This is a genomic window from Rhizobium sp. LjRoot254, assembly GCF_964254105.1.
Taxonomy (GTDB): domain Bacteria; phylum Pseudomonadota; class Alphaproteobacteria; order Rhizobiales; family Rhizobiaceae; genus Rhizobium_E.
Map to the genome: position 1 here is coordinate 3,533,748 of NZ_CAXUSM020000001.1, position 18,791 is coordinate 3,552,538.

The window sequence follows — 18,791 nt, forward strand, 5'->3', positions numbered from 1 at the left end:
GCTTGCTTCGCAAGGCGATTCTTGGTTGCCTGAGTGAAGTCGTCCCTATTGTTACTCCTGGTCATCGACGATCTGCTCGGACTCGGTCGCGTGAACACGTTTGATAGTTTGCCCGTCGATGGACATTTCGCCGATCTCGGCTGACATCAAAAGCAGAGACACATATCCCGCCGCCTCGGCGATATTGCTTGAAGCCCCGCCAATCGCAGCCTGCGCTTCAGCGGCGAAGTCAACGTCCCCAGTTCGCAGATGCTCGATCAATTCGGACACATCCGATTGCAGGGCTTGGTCAAAAGCATTGAGCCGCCGGTTCAATTCCTCGTACTTTCTTGTGAAGGCGGCCTCCAAGCTCCGACGGGCAACAATCTCTTCTTCGGGACGAGTCTCATTGCCAAGGCATTTTTGATCCATTGCTCCAAGTTCGCCGGCAAGGTTCAGCACCTCCCCAAACATACTTGCCATAGCAGATGGCGCTTGTGGCAATCCGAGTTGTTCAGCCCAGAAGGCAGCGCCTTCCACGTCAGGAAGGAGGGTGTGGTAACCAGACTTTGCGAGCGCCGGGAACGCGACACCCTCAATGTTAGGCATGATCGTCAGGTGGATAGATGAGTCCACCAACGACCGCACGAGTTCGGCTTGTTCAGCGAGCGTGACCGCCGCATCTGCAATGTCGGGCGCGGGTAACAACGCGAGAACATCTGCTGGCGGCCACGGTAAAATACCCTTGGCATTAACGCGAAGATGGAATTGTGCGGCGACCCCGGTTTCCACTGCCAGGCGCTCAATTTCTGCCTTTCGCTGAGCTAGTCGTGTTTTCCCGGCAGCTGTGGCAGAGAGGGATACGAGCCGAACGGAGCTGCCTACTCGCGCACCTTTGCCTCGTGCCGCCCAAGTTACCGCTGGCGCTTGCTTCCTTTCATGGGCTTCTCCGGCCAGAAGTCGCAACGTCTCCAATAGCGTCTTGAGACGGGCAAGCATTGGCGGAGGACCGTCGGCGATGAGCTGCCAAGGCTCTTCGGCAATTGCAGTGTCGACATCGGCGATGAGATCGCTCAGCCAGGCAATGTATGCGCCAGCTCGGTCGGGCAGTATCGCGAACCTCTTGACAAGATTGACGCTTGCGCTGTGCAGCAGGTTTTGAAATTTGGTCACGCCGGTACTGGCTTCTCCACTTCCCGCACCCGACGCTTCCAATGACGAAACAGCGGGGGGTGTCAGCGCTTCAGTTTCAGCATTAAGCGCATTCAGTCTGTCGGCGAGATTGCCGAGTGCATCCTTTCCTCGAAAATGCGCGTCGAAGACCTTCTCCAACGTCGGCACAAGGGCATCGAGAATTGCCACGCCTCTGGCAAGATAGTCGCTATAGCTCGGAGCGGCGACGCGGCGGGAAATCAGATCACCCCACCGCCGATTCCACTGAGGAACTGAAGGTGGGGGAAGATTTTCTCGGGGAATCCGCTTTGTTGCGAGCGGCAGCTGGGGAAGGCCAGCCAACTCGCCGCTTGCCGTAATGGCGTTGGCCACCGCAATGTCCGCCGACGGACACAGGGCTAAGATTAACTCGCACAAACTCACAACTGCTTCATGCGGATTTTCCTGTACGGAGCCCGCAACGTACCAAAGATCGCAACGGACGATCACTCCATCATCGGCGCTTTTGATTGTTACGGGGCCGGCCCAAGCCGTCTCTGCCTGAACCCGTGCGAACAACGCCTCTTGGCCGACCTCGACGACCCAGTGACTGGCGATGTCACGATCCAGAGCGGAGAGTGTCCCCATCACCGACGCCACAAGATTTAGATCGGCGTTCAACAGCTCTTCTGGAGCATGCACGAGGCTGGTCCTTACCGTGGCTGGTAAAGGCATTCCGACCAAGGCCGAGAGAATCTCATCAAGGCTCGTGAGGTCCGCTGTCTCGATTAGAGCAGACAAGGCAGAGGGTGACATACGCTCCATCAACAGACGGCGAGGGTCATCTTCCGGCGAACCTTTGATCTGCGAAAGTCGATTCGCCGCGGCTTGGACCTCCGGGATGGTGCTGAGACTACTCAGATCAATACCCGCGATCCCGAACATTGCGGCGCTTCCGACTTGCGTTCGCGGCAGCGCACGCGCTTCAGGCGTGTCCAGCCATTCGTCGACGCCCGAAGACACGCGGCCCGAACCCAGACCCCGAAGCGCTGAAGCCAACGCCCGCGCATCTTGTTCGCCCTCCAAGCGGGCAATTAAGCCATTGAGCACCGCCGAAACAGGTAAGCGCCGCGCAGATAGCGTGTCCGCGACCAAGGGCCCGAGATCGGTGGCGGGCACACTTGCGATCGTCCGTGCGAAACTCGTTTCGAGGGTCGGCAATGTCGTCTGGTGTGTGAGCTGCAGCAATTCTTCCGATCGAAGCTGGTGTAGACCGGTGACCGCGCCCGGAGCAGGTGAGCGGACCAGATGTTCCTTGATGAGGCGCTGTAAGGCGCGTGACAGATCGGCCTCACTGACCGAGAGCGCGCGCGCCAATCGTGATGCATCGACTTCGGCACTCGCTACGCCTGCCCAGGCACCGGATCGCAAAATATCAAGTTCGAGGGAACGCATCGGATCTGAAACCCTGGCCGCAACCTGGTCGGCGAGGAGTTCGTGCATCCTCTGTCCGCGCGTCAGGATATGGACATATTCGAGAAGAAGGCCATCGCTCAACTTCCACGGCTCGTACCAGCCTGCCCAGTTCGTCTTTTCAGCTTCGCGCAGTTCTCGCCAGAGTCGTTCTGCGAGTTCATCATCAGGATCGGCACGTATTTCGGCTGCACGCGCACGCTCGGCAATCAGCGTGACATCTTCTTCCCGGACCGAGCCGAGCAGGACGACGCCGGGCACAGACATCGCTTCTTTGAGCAAGCCGCCCCAGCTTTCCGGCCCATTCCGGCCGACGTCATCCATGACAAAACCCAGGGGACTGTCTCCTGAAGCGCGAAACGTCCGGACCAACTGGCGCAGAGATGGAATATCCGCCGCGCTCAGACGACGGATACGAAACCACCGCACCGTATGGCGCAACGCGTTGGCGGCCTCCCACATTAAAGCGGATTTTCCTGCCCCTGACGGTCCGACGATCAACGCGGCCCGGCGTTGTTCAATACCTTGCACCAACGCCGATCTGCTTCGGGGGCGTTCAGCCACCAAACCTGCCGCGATGTGACCGGGTTCCACATCAACCCCAAGATAGAAGTTCGGATCGTTGAGAGGTGTGAGGAAATCGACCGGCTCACAGACGCCATCCATCAGGGCGCGTTCGATCGCGTCAACATCGATAGCGGCCAAGACATCTCGGATTGCCGTTTCAGTGTCAGAGATCGAAACGCCACGATAATTCTCCGGCGCCAACCGGCCATTGGCGTCTGCCAAAGAGCCCACGCGAACAAGCACTTCGGCAAAGCACATCTGGGCCGCAATCGGGGCGCAGTTCAACCGATCTACGATCAGGCTGATCGCCCATTCCTGCGGTGAGGTCACAACGGTGAGCGATGTTCTCGGGAGAAGATCAGAGGCCCCACCGAACTTTGAAAGTCTGGTGCTGATCGGACCTTCGATTGAGCGGACTGCGGGGTGGTCGTCGAGGGGACTGAGGCCCGTCGCCTCCCGCTCAAGAACGAGTTCCAGTTGCTGCGGCCGCGGTGAGGAGCCAAGCGACCGGTTCCACAGGTCTTCAATGTGTCCGACCGTCTCGCCTTCTGTATAGTCCCCAAGGTGTTCCCGTCGGCTCTTGACCTGGACAAAGCTCGTTGCTTCGCCACGCAGCTCGATGTCGTCACCACCTTCTGGGATCACGATGGCGGGCGCTCGCTGGCCCGCCCATATTTCTACCGACAACCAAGCGGATATGGCGTCTTGGTAGCGAAAGCCGCGGCCTGCGTTGGAGCCGGCCCTAGACGCAGCCCTGGACGGCTTTACCGACGGCTTTGGGGCGCGTCCCCGCTTGTTATCTTTAGCCTTCTTCTCCAAGTATCCGATCCCTAGCGCAAACTCGCCGTGCCTTGCTACTCACCGCGCCCCGGTGAGTCGATCGCGAGTGGCAATCTCTCCAGCGCCAAGCTAACCATCGGGCGACTGAGCATTCCTGATAGCGGCCGCGAACGCGATGACCGTAGCATCCTCAACACCAACGGCGTTAAGCTTGCCGGCAATGTTGAGCACGTAGTCCGAAGCCTTGCCATCTCTCCCAACGGCCGCCATCGCCATTGCAACCAGTTCGTCGAGAGTTTTTCCTGTGATGACGTTTCTCCCCACGTATACTGGTAGATGCGCCTCAACGTTGCGACCGTCGCTCAGTTGGATTCTCATCTTTCTTAGTGGAAAGTTCTTCCCTTCGCGCCGTTCCAGGTGAGCAAACACTTCAGCCTGTTTCAAATCATCAAACTCAAACGCATAGCCTACGCAAGCCCCGTCAGCTTTTTCGACCAAGTTTAAGGTAGGGCCAGGCGTGGCATCGCTCCCCCAATTCACTTTCGACGCCTTATTGAAAAATCGTTGATAACCTTTTAGCCCTGCCAACACCCCATCCGTGCCGCCGTGCGTTCTTTGCCAGTTGTCCCACATAAGTGACCCGTACCCGAAAACCCACATTCTTTTTCCTCCATCCTCAGTGCGAAATAGAACCTCACACAACCAATCGTCCAGACGCAGAGCGTTGAAAAGAATCGTAGAAGGGTGAAAGTAATCTTGGCTGCTCGTTGGGCGTCCTATTGGTTTCCCACGCTGATCGAGCCGCTGCAAGAGCTGATCGGATGTCCGCTTTTGAGCACCGCCGCGATCACCTGAATGTCCGGAATTAGGGCGCAAAACCGCCCGGCCGTTCTGGGGCCGTAAGCGGACTGGCCCTACCCGGCGCGTCCGTATTGATTCCTGCCCCAACGGTTGAACCGAAAGAGGCGGAATATCCAGCCCTTGAAAATCGGGAGTAAGCACCGCATTCGCACTTGGCCTAAGTGAATTGGCAAGCCAACATCTCGCGATTGCCGTCAACCTTGCGAAACCTTTGTGGTCAGGTCGACGACCTTCCATCCCTGCGCATGCGCTGCCGCTGCGACTGCAGCCGAGTGTGATTTCCGCAGCCCGAGGCCAAGCAACTGGCGCGGCCTGGTCACACCAACGAAGACGTTCGTCGCGGCGGTTAGTCCTACGCCCGTAAATGGCTGGTCAGTAACGCCAAAGGCACGGGGAAGGACCGTGGTCAGATCGATGCACTGCTCGTCTGCTCCGCTGCCTTTCCATACCTCACTCTCGACTACAAGAATTCCGTCGACACTCTTTCCCTTGACCGAGTGGATCGATCCCAGCCGCAATGTGAGCTCGTCGAACTGCGCCTGTTTCGTGGAGCGGCGTTCAGGGTCGGCGGGACTGGCCTTTAATTCTGCGACAAAACCGCAAAAGTCCGCGATTTCCGCCTCAGCGCCGTGAGGATGTGGACTGAAGAGCGGCAACAACTTTTCCATCAACACCGACCATGCCGCCTGGTCCCACGCCGCGTCGCCGACAAGCACATGATCCCGCAGTAATCGGCGCACAGCCCGCGGTAACGCGGTATCGCGATGCGATAGTGCCGTCCACACATTGTGCGCGACAATCGGACGATCATTCGCCCCTCTCCACCCATGGGCGCGCGCCAAACCAGAAATGCCGACCGCGAGCATCTCACCGACCTCGGCGGGAGGGCGTGTTGCGGCATGGTGTACCGCAGCCTTCTGAAGCTGCCTGCAAAGGAGGTTGGCCTTCCCGCGAGAACCACCTTCGCTGCGATATGCCGGATGATAGTCGACGAGACTTTTCGGCTGCCACGCCCCTTTCTTGCCGGGCAGATTGTGACGCGATGCGACCGCCCATACGTCCCGCGTGCTGCAATCGTCGCCCCACAACGCGCGCGCTTCTTCGGCGAAGGCTCCGAGAACCCCGCCGATCGTACCCTCGTCGAACAGGAACATCACCCGCGACGCAGGTCGTATGCCCAAGCCTACAATCGTCTGAGCCTGGCGTGCAGTCAGTCGGCTTGCAAAACCGGCGATCTCCCCGCCGAACCTGCGGCTCGTATCGAGAGGGATGCAGCCGAGACCCGGCGTCCAATAGGCCGGGGCTGCTCCATCGTCCTCGTAGAGCGTTTGATTACTGTCCCCGAGGCGTTGGAACGCCGTCCCGTCCTGCTTGAAGACGTGCTCCAGCAGCCGGAGCTGTTCGCCGTGGGTGTCCTGCGCCTCGTCAAGAATGATCAGCGGGAAGCGATCACGAAGCCGCGCGGCAAGAGCCGGGCTTTCATGGAGAGCGCGCCACGCGAGCGCGGTCATGTCGGCGTAGCGATAGAGCCCACTCTTGACCATCGAGGCCTTGAGCTGAGACAACGCCTTACCGCAAGCCGTATCGGCGCCGTGCTGTCCTTTACGCCGGCGCACTGCCAACGACGACGGGGATATCGCGTCGTCAGTGAAGGCAGGGTCGAGATCCAGGTGAACTATCCAATCTTCGAGGCGTCGCTTCAGCTTGAGTTTCGGATTCTTGGCCAGACCGTCGAGTACGCCCCAACTTGGATAACGTCGCAGCGCCTCGGCCGCGAAGGCGTCGTTGTCAATCTGGCGCACGCTCCAGCCCAAACCTCGGAGGTACGGCAAGGCAAGGTACTGGTTGATGAAAGCCGTGACCGTGCCGGTAAAGTGGGGATAGGCCATGAGCCGCGCTGCGGTCGGATGGCGGGCGATCAGGTCTTCTACCTCCGTACGTGCGGCATTGGTATGCGAAATCACGCAGACGCCTCGTCTGCGGGTCACCCAGTTTCGCGAAAGCAGCGCGAGCTTCGCCGCCAGCAGCGTCGTCTTACCATTGCCGGGCGCCGCCTGGACGTCACATGGGGTTGTCTTCGCCAAGAAGTCGATCTGGCTGGGATCGGTGAAATCATAGCCGCCCAGCTCGTCGCCAAGTTCGACAAGCAGTTCGGGAGTGAGCGGCAGAATCTCAAACATGAAGTCATCCCTCTGCCGCCGCCGCGCCGTCCATCCCGGCGACCCCGATCTCCTCGCCTTCGGCATCCGGCTCAGGAGCAGTCGCCGGCGCGCCGGGAACATAGCCGCCCGTCACGTAGTCGATCGCGCGCACCAGATAAGGAGGAAGCCAATCGCGCATCTGCTCCGGCGTATCCGTGCGCTTGCGCAGTATGGCAGCGAGTTGCTCGGCGACCTCGGCCTTGGAGGCTTCCTTGTCATGGACTGGCTGGTAGATCTTGACGGCGATCTCGGTCGCAGAGTGTCCAGCCTCTTTCCATCTCGCGTAGGTTTCACTGGCCTTCTCCACGATCTTCGCTAGCCACTCGGGCTTGCGACTGCTGGTCTTGGCGAGTTGGACCGCCTGGTGAACGCTCTCGGCAAGCTCGGGCCGGAGCGCGAGATCGAACTCAAGTGTCCAGCTATCGGCGATGAAAGCTTCGACGGGATCGCCGACATCTCGTCGCAGCGTCTTCAGCCGCGCCGCGATCTCGTTCTGGGTCAACTCGTTCTCGGTCTTGCGATCGCCGACAAGGCCTTTCGCTTCGGGAGGCGGGATGTCCCTGTCGGGGATCAGCGCCACGGGCACCGGGATCGCGTTCCCGGCCTTACGCTGCAGAATCCGGCTGTAGCGAAACAGACCGCGGTGGCCGACATTGACGATCGACACGCCGTGACGGCTGAGCGGACAGTCGAGCTTCTCGGCGATTGCCGGCAGCAACAGGTGCTCACCGTCGCCCTCGACCACAATCAGCGCGCGGGCGAAGAACAGGTTGGCCTTGGTCGCGTCTAGGAACCGACGAAGGAACTCATAATCATCCACTTCGAGCCGGGTATGGTCCGCGCCCAGCGGAAAGGCGCGGTGGCCGACGATCATCGTCATTGTCTCAAGCTCGGCACCGGCCGCGAGCTGAGGGCTATGGGTGGTGAGTAGCACCTGGACCTGCTGATGGGTCTCGCCCTTGTCGGGGTCCGGCTTGGCAACACGGGCCGCGAGCACTTCCATGAAGAGCGTCTGGTGTTGCGGATGTAGATGTGCCTCGGGCTCCTCGATCAACAGAAATGGCACCTGATCGGGATGGGACTGGAGCAGCAACAGTTCGGCCGCCATGAATAGAAGGTTGTTGTAACCCAGGCCGCGCTGGACGCGTTCGGTGCCTGCCTTGGCATTGAGGTAGAGTTCGAACCGCTCAAGAGTCTGATCGAACGAACCGCCAGCGCCGAGGTCCAGCGTCGCGACAAGGCGATCATCCACGAACGAAAGCTTTTCGAGGAAATCCGTGTTGACGCTGCTGGCGACGCCGCCAACCGCGGCGTTGTTTCGGACGGCCGCATCAGCCGCCATGAGCGTGTCATGGAGCGTTGCATCGCCGCCCTGCGCGGCAGGTTTGCTTTGCGGCCCCATCGTGGGCATCGCGCCGAGGATTCGCGACAGGCGCGACCGGCGCCCTGCTCGCATTTCGCGCTCGGCGTCTCGCAGAGGCTTGAGATAGGTAGCCTTCAGATACTCACGCAGTTCCCCGTCGAGCGGCAGGCCTTCGCCTTCGGCGCCAGCGCGGTGCTGGCTGGAGATGATGCTGCCACCACCAGGAGAAACGCGCCGAGCGCCCCGCATACAGACGTGGAGACGGAGCTTTCCCTTTTCGTTGGTGCACCATTCGAGGAACCGAGCCTCTTCATCCGCGCTGAGATCGTCGAAGGTGCAGCGAACGATGAAGTCGCAACCCCGTGCGCCATCGCCGTCGACGTGGAAATCGTGCTCGTCCGGGCGGATATAGTCGTCGCCACGCGTCCATAGGACGTAGCGCGCGGCGTCAACAATGGCACTCTTTCCGGCGTCGTTCGGTCCCACGAGCATATTGAGGCCGGGCGAGAGTTTCAATTGCAAAGGCGCGCCAGGCGCGAAGCAACGAAAGCCAGCGGCATGGATCTCGGAGATATACAAGTGAATGCCTCAAATGATTCCTGAACGTCTTGCACTATAGCAGGTCGGCAAGTTCTGGACCAAATTCGCTCTGTCGCGCATAGAATGGTGCTATTCGAGGTGAGGCTCGGCCAGCCCAACCGAAGGGCGCCCCACGGCACTTTCCTCGACGGCAATTTCATTACTCTCGGAATAACGATGCCGTAGGCTCGAAACTTGGCAACTAGCTCTGATAGTCTTCAGCGATGCTGCCACCGAATCGAGCCACGTTGAACCTAAACCGCAGTCGACTGATGCGCTGGCTATCCCGCGCCAACGATATCGACTGCCTGAAGCTGATCTGGTGTGTCTATTCGCTACAGTCTGGCAACGAGCGTGCAGCAGCCCGCTATATCGACTTCCCTCGTGCCGCTGTCACCAAGTCGCCGGACGAGCCCAACTCGATCTACAAATGGGAGTTGGAGACGATAACCACTCTCCTACTCACGACGCCGAAGGATCGGGAGCGAGAAGGCAAGTACCATTTCACCAACCTCACTCATTTCGGATCGATGGGTTCAGCCATCGCCTACCTGCGCAAGGTCGAGGGAGCCGAGTACGCGTTCACATCGATGCCGGAGCGGATATTCGAAGAGCTCTACCGCATCGGCCAGCGGCAATTCTCGTGGCAGCGGGGCTACAATAGGGAGAACCTGTACCGGTTCGCCTATGTCTATGGGCAGGGAGAATGCGGCGATTTCTTTCAGGAGACGCACGGCCTCACGGTCGCGGACTTCATGATGATGAGCTTCATCCTTTTCGGGATGATGCAGACCTACGCATGGATGAATATCCCCGACGTGGCGACGCAGGGGTTCAACCCAGCCCACATGGTGAAGACGGTCGAGCTGCACAGTCTCGATCTCACTGATGCGCGGCGGCGCGCGGTGGAATTGAAGCGGGGTGCCGTTGACCGGCTCGGGCAGCCGTTGAGGACGGCATATCAGCCCAGCGTCTTGCGCGAACGTCCGATGATATCCACGAACAACCGTGGAGGCGGGATCATCGCGCCCCTTCCACCTCTGGTAATGGGTCGTGCCACTGCCGGCCTGTTCTACGACATCCGCAAGGGGCCACGCCGCCTCATCATCGAGGCGAACGCCAGGTTCGAAGAATATGTGAGGCTCCTCATCAGATCGTATTGCCCGCGCTTTGTGGCCCTGGGCACTGGCAGCTATGGAACGAAGCGGCACGGGTTCGAGACGCCGGATATCCTGGTCAGGGATGGACAAGAGCTGGCGGTGGTTTTCGAATGCAAGGCGACGAAGCTGACGTTCGAGGCGCAATTTGCTGAGAATCCCATCGTCGCTGCGGCGGACGGATTTCAACAAATGGCCAAGGGCGTGTTCCAGCTCTGGCGGTTGTTCTCACATGCGCGGAGAGGCATCTACACGGAGTACGCCATAAGCGCCGACACGCGCGGCGTGGTTCTCACCATGGACGGCTGGATGCAGCTTGAAGCCGGATTGCGTGATGCCACCATGAGACGGGCGCGAGAGCTTTGCGCCGCATCCGATCCGGATATCACCGAGGAGGACATGCGGACTATTGTGTTCATGTCGGTGCAGGAGTTGAACGACGTCCTTTGCGAGACGAACGAGGATACCTTCCTGCAAACCCTCACCGCCGCTGCCCAGCCTGCGAACCTTGGTGACGGCATCATTGAGATGGCGCGGAACCTGAAACTCACGGGAGAGAAGCGGCCGTTCCCACTGGATATGGGCGATGTGCTGCCATGGTATCCGGATTTCGATGAGCGGTACGACGAGTACGTGCGACGCATGTCCAGAGCGCAAGAGCGCATCGGAGGCCGCTACCCTTAGGCGCCTTCTTCGGCGGACGCTTGGCACCGGCCTTGCGCTTCAGATACCACGCCCGCTTCTTGAGCTTCCGTTTCGCGCCGACCCGCCATGTATGGGATTTCACGATATCGCAGTAGGCGGCGAACGAGGCCAGCCCGTTGCCGGTGCGCGGCTTCTGGTGGAACTTGTCCACGCGGATTTGCAGGACTTCGGTGTTCCCCTGCTCCATGCTGCAGTTGAAGATGTCGATCTGGTCAGAAGGCAGGACGGTTTTGCCATCATTGAGCTTGAGCCCCGCTTCACCCACCGCCTGTATCAGCCCTTCCAAGGCGAGTTGGAGCGCAGCCTGGTCCGGGCCGGACAAGCATATGTCATCCATATAGACCGAGGCCGTAATGGACTTGTCGAGGTTGCGGAGGAAATTGCCGATCTGGGAGTGCGCCAGCACGACGGTGGCGATCAACGGCGACTGGACGAAGCCGTAAGGCACGGCATAACCGCCGACAGGGAACGGATTCTTCACCGTTGACCAGCGGGCGAAGTACTCCGGCTTGGGAATACCGATCTCTTTCAACACCCGTTTCACCCGGTTACGGTTGATGCTGTAGAAGAACTTTTCGAGGTCGATCTTGCAGAAATACTTGTTGGTGCGGTGCAGATGGAGCGCCGCGACGTGGGAGCCGTCCTTGAAATGGTAGACGAAGGGATCGAGGGGATCGGCCTTCAGAACCTTCTTGCAGAGTTCGGCGCCGAGCTTGCGGCTGAACTCATTGGGCGCGAAGATCGGCTTGCCGTTCTTCCAATACATATACTGGTAGTTTTCGAAGAGATGCGGCATAGTTGACGACCTTGCTGAGCAGATCAATGAGGGCATTGGCATTCTCGATTACGAGAAGTGTGACCCCAAGGATTGCACCAGCAAGGCGTAGGCGCTTATGAATTTTCATCATGGCGGTACCTCCATTGCTAGACTTGGCAAACTGCAACCCATGATTCACCATGGAGCTGTCAACTGAGAGATCAGTAATCTCGAAAATCCCGTAGATCCCGTATGACCGTAAGATCGTCAGATGATCGTAGGACCGCGCGAGCTGCAGCCTATTGCCAAAGTCGAACAAATATTTGGGAACGGCTTTTGACAGTTGCAAGATATGCAACCACGCCGTTCAAAAAATACTTGCGAATAGGCTACCGGACTTCCTCCTCCACGCCACGTCGGACATCCGGCCCGACAAGGCAACCGGCAGCTTGCAGGAAATGTTAAAGCAGGCTGAATGACCGAAAAGAAGGCGCGAAGCCGGCACACCGAGGAGGACGTCGCTGGCAAGCAACTCTTGGATTGTCGCGTCATCCATCTCAAGCTTCAATTCAATCTCGGTCGCTCATCCTGAGGTAACAGCGCTCCGCCTCTCCCGGAATTACTCCGCCGCCTCGACGCGGTCCGGCTTCCTGGGTGATGGCCGTCGAAGCCCTAGATGCTCGCGTAGCGTCGATCCTTGATACTCGGTGCGGAACAGCCTGCGGCGGCGAAGCTCCGGCACGACGAATTCGACGAAATCCGTGAGGCCCCAGGGCAGGACCGGCGGCATGATATTGAAGCCGTCGGCGCCGTAACTAACGAAGCGCTCTTCGAGCTGGTCGGCGATATCCTCAGCCGTACCGACGACCTGCCAGTGGCCACGAGCGCCCGCCACGCGCTGGTAGAGCTGGCGAAGCGTCAAGTTTTCGCGGGCTGCAAGCTCAAGGAAGAGCGCGCGGCGGCTCTTGCCGCCCTCGGTCTCCGGCAGTTCCGAGATGAGGGCATCGACGGGGAGTGACCGGACTTCATCGACGCCGGCGAGATCGGCCAGCATATCGAGGCCGACCGACGGCTCCAGCAGGGCCTGCAGTTGCTCGAACTTTTCGTCCGCCTCCTGGCGTGTTCTGCCCACGATCGCGGAGACGCCGGGCAGGATCTTCACGTCGTCGACCGAGCGGCCATATCTGGCGAGCCGGCCCTTGAGGTCGGCATAGAAGGCAACGGAACCTTCGAGCGTCTGCTGGGCAGTGAAGATCACCTCGGCAGTGCGAGCGGCAAGCTCCTTGCCAGGCTCGGACGAACCTGCCTGCACCACCACCGGATGGCCCTGCGGCGGACGCGGAATATTGAGCGGCCCGCGGACCTGGAAGAAGGCGCCGCGATAATGGAGCGCACGCACCTTATCCGCATCGAAATAGGCGCCGGCCTCCCTGTTGCGCAGGAAGGCGTCGTCATCGCTCGTATCCCAAAGACCGGTCACGACATCCACGAATTCCTCGGCCCGCTTGTAGCGGTCGGCATGCGCGATGATGACGTCGCGGCTGAAATTGTACGCCGCGCCGGGATCAGCCGAGGTGACGAGGTTCCAGCCGGCGCGCCCGTCCGATAGATGGTCGAGCGAGGCGAATTGCCGGGCGAGATTGTAGGGATCCGAAAAGCTCGATGATGCTGTCGCGACCAGCCCGATCCGGCTCGTCACCGTGGCAAGCGCCGAGAGCAGGGTGATTGGTTCGAATGGATAGAAACCCGAATGCGCCTTGCGGCTCGCCGCATCGGCATTCTGCCCACGCACGCTCACGCCATCAGCGAGGAACACCGCGTCGAACTTGGCTTCCTCGGCAATCCGCGCGAAGCGGGCAAAATCTGACAACCCCGTGCTGTCGGATGCAGCCGGATGGCGCCACGCAGCGAGATGATGGCCTGTGAACAGGAGGAAGGCACCAAGGCTCATTTGACCGTTACGTTTGGCCATTTCAATCTCCTTCTCGTCGACTGCTCAGTGCAGCCCAAATTCATTCAGCAACTGTTCGCGCAACTTGACGAAGCGCGCTTCGCTGCGGTTGCGCGGACGCGGCAGATCGATATCGATCTCGCGGGTGCGTCCACCCTTTTCCTTGGCAAGGATAAGCACCCGATCGGCGAGATAGACCGCCTCTTCAAGATCATGGGTGACGAGGATCATCGTCACCTTTTCCTCGCGCCAGATGCGGGAAAGTTCTTCCTGCATCGTGATCTTGGTCATGGCGTCAAGCGCGCCGAAGGGCTCGTCGAGCAGCAGGATCTCCGGCTTGACGGCGAGCGCGCGGGCGATGCCGACGCGCTGGGCCATGCCGCCCGAAAGCTGCGACGGCAGGGCTTCGGCAAAGTCACCTAGGCCGACGAGCTGGACATAGTGCCGGGCGCGATTGCGCGCCTCGGCCTTGCCGAGCCCGCGGTTTTCCAGTGGGAAGGCGACATTGTCCAGCACGGTGAGCCAGGGCAGGAGCCGCGGCTCCTGGAAGATCACGGCGCGATCAGTGCCGACACCATGAACGGGCCGGCCATCGATCAGGACGTCGCCACGATCGGCATCCTCGAGCCCGGCAAGCACCCTGAGCAGGGTGGTCTTGCCGGAGCCGGAGGCGCCGACGATTGCGAGGATCTCGCCTGATCGAACGTGGTTGCTGACCCCCTGGAGCACATTGAGATGGCGGCCGTTCATCGAGTAGGACTTGGAGAGGTTCCTGATCGTGACCTCTCCTCGGGTGGTCATTTCAGCGACAGCCATCGGTCCGCTCCTTAGTTGCCGGCCACTGTGAAGTTGGCGGGATCGTAGAGGATATCCTCAGCCTTCAACTGGCCGGGCTTCAGCACGCCACTGCGGGCGAGGATGTCGATCCAGAACTGCAGGTCACGCGGCACGGCCTTGCCACCTTCACGCACGCCGTAGCCGGTGAAATACTGCGCAATATCAGGGTTTTCGTTGCGTTCGGCGAGCGCCTTGGCGAGCACGGCCTTGGTTTCTTCGGGATGTAGACGCGCATATTCCAACGCCTCTTGCGACTTTTCGACGAAAGCCTTGGCTGCTGCCGGATGTTCCTTGATCCAGTCGCGGCGCAACACGACGAAGCCGCCGGCGATCTCGCCGAGCACGTCGGTATCGCCAAAGATCTTCTGCAGCGGGCCATTCTTCAGAGCGGCACCTTCAAAAGTCTTCTGCCAGTAACCGAATGCGGCAATATCGACCTGCTTGGAGCGCAGGACCTGTTCGAGCTGCGGGCCGGGAACGACCACCAGTTTGGCGGCATTTTCAGGCAGACCGACTGAATGGAGCGCCTCGCGCACCGTGTAGTCGAGATGGGCGCCCAGCGTGTTGACGGCAATCGTCTTGCCGGCGAGGTCCTTGATGGATTTGATCGGGCTGCCTTCGAGCGTATAGAAGATGCTCTCGGTCGACTTGTTGATGCCGTTCCCGGCATAGGCTGCAACGAAATCATTGCCACCGGCGATTGAGTTCAGCACTGCGGCCGTCGCGGCACTGCCGAGCTCGACGTCACCCGACGCGAGCGCGAAGAGCGAGGCGGGGCCGCCCTGGGCATAGCCGACATTCTTGAGCGTGATGCCGGTGCCCTTAAAGTAGCCAAGCGCGTCGGCGAGTTCGTGAGCGGCAAGGCCGCCTTGGCTGGCGAGATAGCGGATCTCGACCTGCTCCGGCTCGGCGGCAAAGGCAGGGGCTGCGAGTAGCAGGCCGGCGGCGACAGCAGCGCGGCCGAAAGTACGACGGGAAATCAGCATTTTAAGCTCCGTTGGTTGGATAGATTGAATTGTGAAGTCAGCGTCGGCCGTCAGTCCTTGACCTTCGACCAGCGGCAAAGCCGGGCCTGCAAGGTTTCAAGCACGAAGTTTGCCGTCAGACCGAGAAGCGCCAGCAGCAGGATCGCCGCAAACATCAGCGGGATCTGGAAATTGTACTGTGCATTCATCACTTGGAAGCCGACGCCGGAATTGGCACCGATCATCTCGGCGGCGATGAGCAGCAGCAGCGAGGTCGTGGCGCTGAGGCGCAGGCCGACGAAGATTTGCGGCAGGGAGGCCGGCAGCACGACGCGGCGGAACACCGTGAGACGCCCGGCGCCATAGACGCGGGCCATTTCGATGAGCTTGGCGTCAACCTGCTTCACGCCGCCGATCGTCGCGAGCAGGATCGGGAACAGCGTCGCCCAGAAGATCACGAAAATCTTCGATGTCTCTCCGAGGCCGAGCAGCAGGATGAAGACCGGATAGAGCGCGAGCGCCGAGGTCTGCCGGAAGAGTTGCAGGACCGGATCGAGGCTGCGCTCGATGATGCGGATCTGCCCCATGAACAGGCCGAGCGGGATGCCCACGACGACAGCCGCGCTGAAGGCAAAGCCTGCGCGTTGCAGGCTGATACTGATATCATGGGCGAAGGTACCTGTCGTGACCCCGTTCCAAAGTGCGACGAAGATCGCATCCAGTGGCGGCAGAACCGCGGGATTGGTCCAGCCGAGCGAGGGCGAGATCTGCCACAGCACGGCGAAGGCAATGAGCAGTCCATAGCGCGACATGACATTGCGCAGCAGGGTGAGCGCGTCCTTCACAGGTCCGGTCCGCCAGAACGGCGTGGCACCGTAGCTCGGCAGGATGACTTGCTGTTCGGTCTCCATGGCCATGAGAAATCCCCCTTCTCTGGTGTCGATTATTCGGCGGCTTCGGTGTAGGCGGCGCTCCATCGGTTCTGCGGGAAAGGCAGGCCGAGATTTTCGCGGAGCGTCGTGCCCTCATAAGCCGTGCGGAACAGGCCGCGGCGCTGCAATTCCGGGATCACGAGATCGACGAAATCGTTGAGGCCGGTGGGCAGCCATGGCGGCAGGATATTGAAGCCGTCTGCGCCTTCATTCTCGAACCATTCCTGCAGCGTATCGGCGATCTGCACGGCGGAACCGATGATCGTGAAATGGCCGCGTGCAGAGGCGATCCACTGGTAGAGCTGGCGGATCGAGAAATTGTTCTCGTCGGCGATGCGGCGGATGAGTTCCTGGCGGCTCTTCATTCCCTCCGTCGGCGTCACTGGTGGCAGGGGACCATCGAGGTCAAAGCCCTTGAGATCGAGTTCGCCGCCGGTCAGTGCGTTGATCAGCGCGAGACCGTCTTCCTCGACGATCAGGCTCGTCAGCCGTTCGTATTTCTCGCGTGCCTCGGCCTCGGTCCGGCCGACGAAGGGAGAGACGCCTGGCATGATCAGCACATGCGACGGATCGCGGCCATGGCCACGGGCGCGGGTCTTGATGTCGCGGTAGAATTCCTGGGCAGTGTCGAGCTTCTGATGTGCAGTGAAAATCACTTCCGCTGTGGCGGCCGCGAGGTCGCGCCCATCGTCGGATTGTCCGGCCTGGACGATCACAGGATGGCCCTGCGGCGAGCGCGAAACGTTAAGTGGGCCCTCGACCTGGAAATGCTCGCCGCGGTGGTTGGTGCGATGCACCTTTTTGACATCGAAATAAACACCGCTTTCGCGGTCGCGGAGGAAGGCGTCATCCTCGAAGCTCTCCCAGAGTTTCTTGACGACGGCGACATGTTCGGCGGCGCGGCGATAACGCGCCGCATGGGGCAACTGCTGGTCGCGATTGAAGTTGCGCGCTGCGGCTTCGGTTGCCGTGGTCACGACATTCCACCCAGCCCGGCCTTCGGAGATCAGGTCGAGCGAGGCAAATTTGCGGGCGACTGAGTAAGGTTCCTCATAGGTCGTCGACGAGGTCGCGATGAAGCCGAGATTCTTGGTGAAAGGGGCGAGTGCCGAGAAAAGCGTGACGGGCTCGAAGCCGACCACCCGTGCATTGCCGCCCTCGATCCCGCCGCCAAAGGCGACCGCCAGGCCGTCCGCCAGGAAGTAGGCGTCGAACAGACCGCGCTCGGCAGTCTGTGCCAGTTCGACATGGAACTTGAAGTTCGTGGCACCATCGACCGGTTGGTCCGGATGACGCCAGGAGGCGATGTGCTGTCCACCACCGGGCAGGAATGCGCCAAGCTTCATCTGTCTCGTCATCGACCCTCTCCATTCGTCAATCAGGCTTCGCCAGCATGCCGCAGCAAAACAGCGAAACCACAATCGCATATAGTCTATAAAATAGATAGACTATTATTTTTGCAAAGTGAAGGCATTTTAGCGATAACTTTTCTTTCGACGCCGGAAGACCGGGAATTTCTTACCACGGCCAGGCTGATGGACAGCGACCTCGCTTTGATCGGGCACGCCTGAAGTTGACGCACGACGATGAAGAGATCGGGCACAGGTGCGCTTATGGCGCAGTTACGCCGTTGAAGCGTAGCTTGGTAGATGTCGATTTTCGGGCACGCGCACTGGCCTTATGGCTGACGTGAGGTCGCATTGCCGCGCGGCAGCAATGACATCGGTCGGTGGTGTCTCTGATCGCTTTTCTGCTAAAGTTGGGAAGCCAATTGCCCGTGATGTCACAACGGCTGAAGGAGGAGCGATAGGATGAACACCGATCGGGAGACCGTGCAGTCTTATGATGCGGTCGCGGCGGAGTACGCTGTCGAGGCCGCAGCGATGCCAGAATGGGTCGCGACGGAGATCGATGCATTCGTGATCGAACTGGGTGGCTCGGGCAGGGTGCTGGAGATCGGAAGCGGTGGCGGGCGAGATGCACTTGAGCTTGAGAAGCGGGGGATTAGCGTCCGGCGCACCGACATTTCGAGGGGTTTCGTCGAACTGCTTCGCGAGCGTGGCTTCGACGCCGACCTGTTGGACCCGCTGACCGACGATTTGGCCGACCCGCCGCGTTCCGGCGCGCCCTATGACGGGATCTGGGCCTGTGCCTGCCTGATTCACGTCGCACGCGAGGATTTCGGTACGGTGCTTGGACGGCTCGCCGAGGCGACCCGGACCGGCGGCCAATTGCACGCCTCGGTTAGAGAGGGCGAGGGCGAGGATGCGTCCGCACACGGCACTGCTGAAGCGCCACGGCGTTACGTCGAAACGTACTGGCGTGAGCCGGCCCAGGACGAGCCGTGGCCGGGAGGGAGAAGTCCGCTTTTGGGGCGAGTTTGACGCGTCCGATAGGCGCGGCAAAAGAAGCAATCCACAAGGTTGTATATACTTGATGAAAGCTGTTAGCCCCGCTCGAAAGGGCGCGGTTTCCTCGTGACAGGTCATGAAGCGTGTGCCCTATTGCAATTCTTTTGACTCTATGTTAGTC

General features: G+C 60.3%; 11 protein-coding genes. 1 reads left to right on the forward strand and 10 read right to left on the reverse strand.

The genetic code is table 11. The features are described from left to right. Positions 1 to 51 precede the first annotated feature (51 nt). From ACSQ26_RS17460 to ACSQ26_RS17505, 10 genes are all read right to left on the reverse strand, one after another. The gene (locus ACSQ26_RS17460; protein WP_436010989.1) at positions 52 to 3,990 is read right to left on the reverse strand and encodes a hypothetical protein; all 3,939 of its coding nucleotides are present in this window, start codon (positions 3,988 to 3,990) and stop codon (positions 52 to 54) included. Between the two features lie 90 nt (positions 3,991 to 4,080). Beyond that, complete coding sequence (locus tag ACSQ26_RS17465; RefSeq protein ID WP_436010991.1) at positions 4,081 to 4,611, reverse strand: gamma-glutamylcyclotransferase; 531 nt, start codon at positions 4,609 to 4,611, stop codon at positions 4,081 to 4,083. A 395-nt stretch (positions 4,612 to 5,006) separates the two neighbouring features. After that, the gene (locus ACSQ26_RS17470; protein WP_436010993.1) at positions 5,007 to 6,992 is read right to left on the reverse strand and encodes a UvrD-helicase domain-containing protein; all 1,986 of its coding nucleotides are present in this window, start codon (positions 6,990 to 6,992) and stop codon (positions 5,007 to 5,009) included. A gap of 4 nt (positions 6,993 to 6,996) precedes the next feature. Continuing rightward, positions 6,997 to 8,955, reverse strand: a complete 1,959-nt coding sequence (locus ACSQ26_RS17475) for an ATP-dependent nuclease (protein WP_436010995.1) — start codon at positions 8,953 to 8,955, stop codon at positions 6,997 to 6,999. Positions 8,956 to 10,659: 1,704 nt separating this feature from the next. Beyond that, the gene (locus tag ACSQ26_RS17480; protein WP_436010997.1) at positions 10,660 to 11,613 is read right to left on the reverse strand and encodes a reverse transcriptase domain-containing protein; all 954 of its coding nucleotides are present in this window, start codon (positions 11,611 to 11,613) and stop codon (positions 10,660 to 10,662) included. 580 nt (positions 11,614 to 12,193) lie between these two features. Beyond that, positions 12,194 to 13,546, reverse strand: coding sequence for an LLM class flavin-dependent oxidoreductase (locus ACSQ26_RS17485; protein ID WP_436010999.1), 1,353 nt, complete (start codon positions 13,544 to 13,546; stop codon positions 12,194 to 12,196). A gap of 24 nt (positions 13,547 to 13,570) precedes the next feature. Next, complete coding sequence (locus ACSQ26_RS17490; RefSeq protein ID WP_436011001.1) at positions 13,571 to 14,341, reverse strand: ABC transporter ATP-binding protein; 771 nt, start codon at positions 14,339 to 14,341, stop codon at positions 13,571 to 13,573. 11 nt (positions 14,342 to 14,352) lie between these two features. Then, positions 14,353 to 15,348, reverse strand: a complete 996-nt coding sequence (locus ACSQ26_RS17495) for an ABC transporter substrate-binding protein (RefSeq protein WP_436011003.1) — start codon at positions 15,346 to 15,348, stop codon at positions 14,353 to 14,355. 50 nt (positions 15,349 to 15,398) lie between these two features. Continuing rightward, positions 15,399 to 16,244, reverse strand: coding sequence for an ABC transporter permease (locus tag ACSQ26_RS17500; RefSeq protein WP_436011005.1), 846 nt, complete (start codon positions 16,242 to 16,244; stop codon positions 15,399 to 15,401). 26 nt (positions 16,245 to 16,270) lie between these two features. Next, positions 16,271 to 17,617, reverse strand: a complete 1,347-nt coding sequence (locus ACSQ26_RS17505; RefSeq protein ID WP_436011008.1) for an LLM class flavin-dependent oxidoreductase — start codon at positions 17,615 to 17,617, stop codon at positions 16,271 to 16,273. Positions 17,618 to 18,070: 453 nt separating this feature from the next. On the opposite strand from ACSQ26_RS17505, the gene ACSQ26_RS17510 reads away from it, so the two are divergent. Continuing rightward, positions 18,071 to 18,643, forward strand: coding sequence for a class I SAM-dependent methyltransferase (locus tag ACSQ26_RS17510; protein WP_436011010.1), 573 nt, complete (start codon positions 18,071 to 18,073; stop codon positions 18,641 to 18,643). Positions 18,644 to 18,791: the final 148 nt, after the last annotated feature.

Bases quoted from the DNA above. Each gene is read 5' to 3' on its own strand.
- ACSQ26_RS17465 (WP_436010991.1), bottom strand. From the start codon at position 4,611: ATGTGGGTTTTCGGGTACGGGTCACTTATGTGGGACAACTGGCAAAGA.
- ACSQ26_RS17470 (WP_436010993.1), bottom strand. From the start codon at position 6,992: ATGTTTGAGATTCTGCCGCTCACTCCCGAACTGCTTGTCGAACTTGGC.
- ACSQ26_RS17480 (WP_436010997.1), bottom strand. From the start codon at position 11,613: ATGCCGCATCTCTTCGAAAACTACCAGTATATGTATTGGAAGAACGGC.
- ACSQ26_RS17485 (WP_436010999.1), bottom strand. From the start codon at position 13,546: ATGGCCAAACGTAACGGTCAAATGAGCCTTGGTGCCTTCCTCCTGTTC.
- ACSQ26_RS17490 (WP_436011001.1), bottom strand. From the start codon at position 14,341: ATGGCTGTCGCTGAAATGACCACCCGAGGAGAGGTCACGATCAGGAAC.
- ACSQ26_RS17495 (WP_436011003.1), bottom strand. From the start codon at position 15,348: ATGCTGATTTCCCGTCGTACTTTCGGCCGCGCTGCTGTCGCCGCCGGC.
- ACSQ26_RS17500 (WP_436011005.1), bottom strand. From the start codon at position 16,244: ATGGCCATGGAGACCGAACAGCAAGTCATCCTGCCGAGCTACGGTGCC.
- ACSQ26_RS17505 (WP_436011008.1), bottom strand. From the start codon at position 17,617: ATGACGAGACAGATGAAGCTTGGCGCATTCCTGCCCGGTGGTGGACAG.
- ACSQ26_RS17510 (WP_436011010.1), top strand. From the start codon at position 18,071: ATGAACACCGATCGGGAGACCGTGCAGTCTTATGATGCGGTCGCGGCG.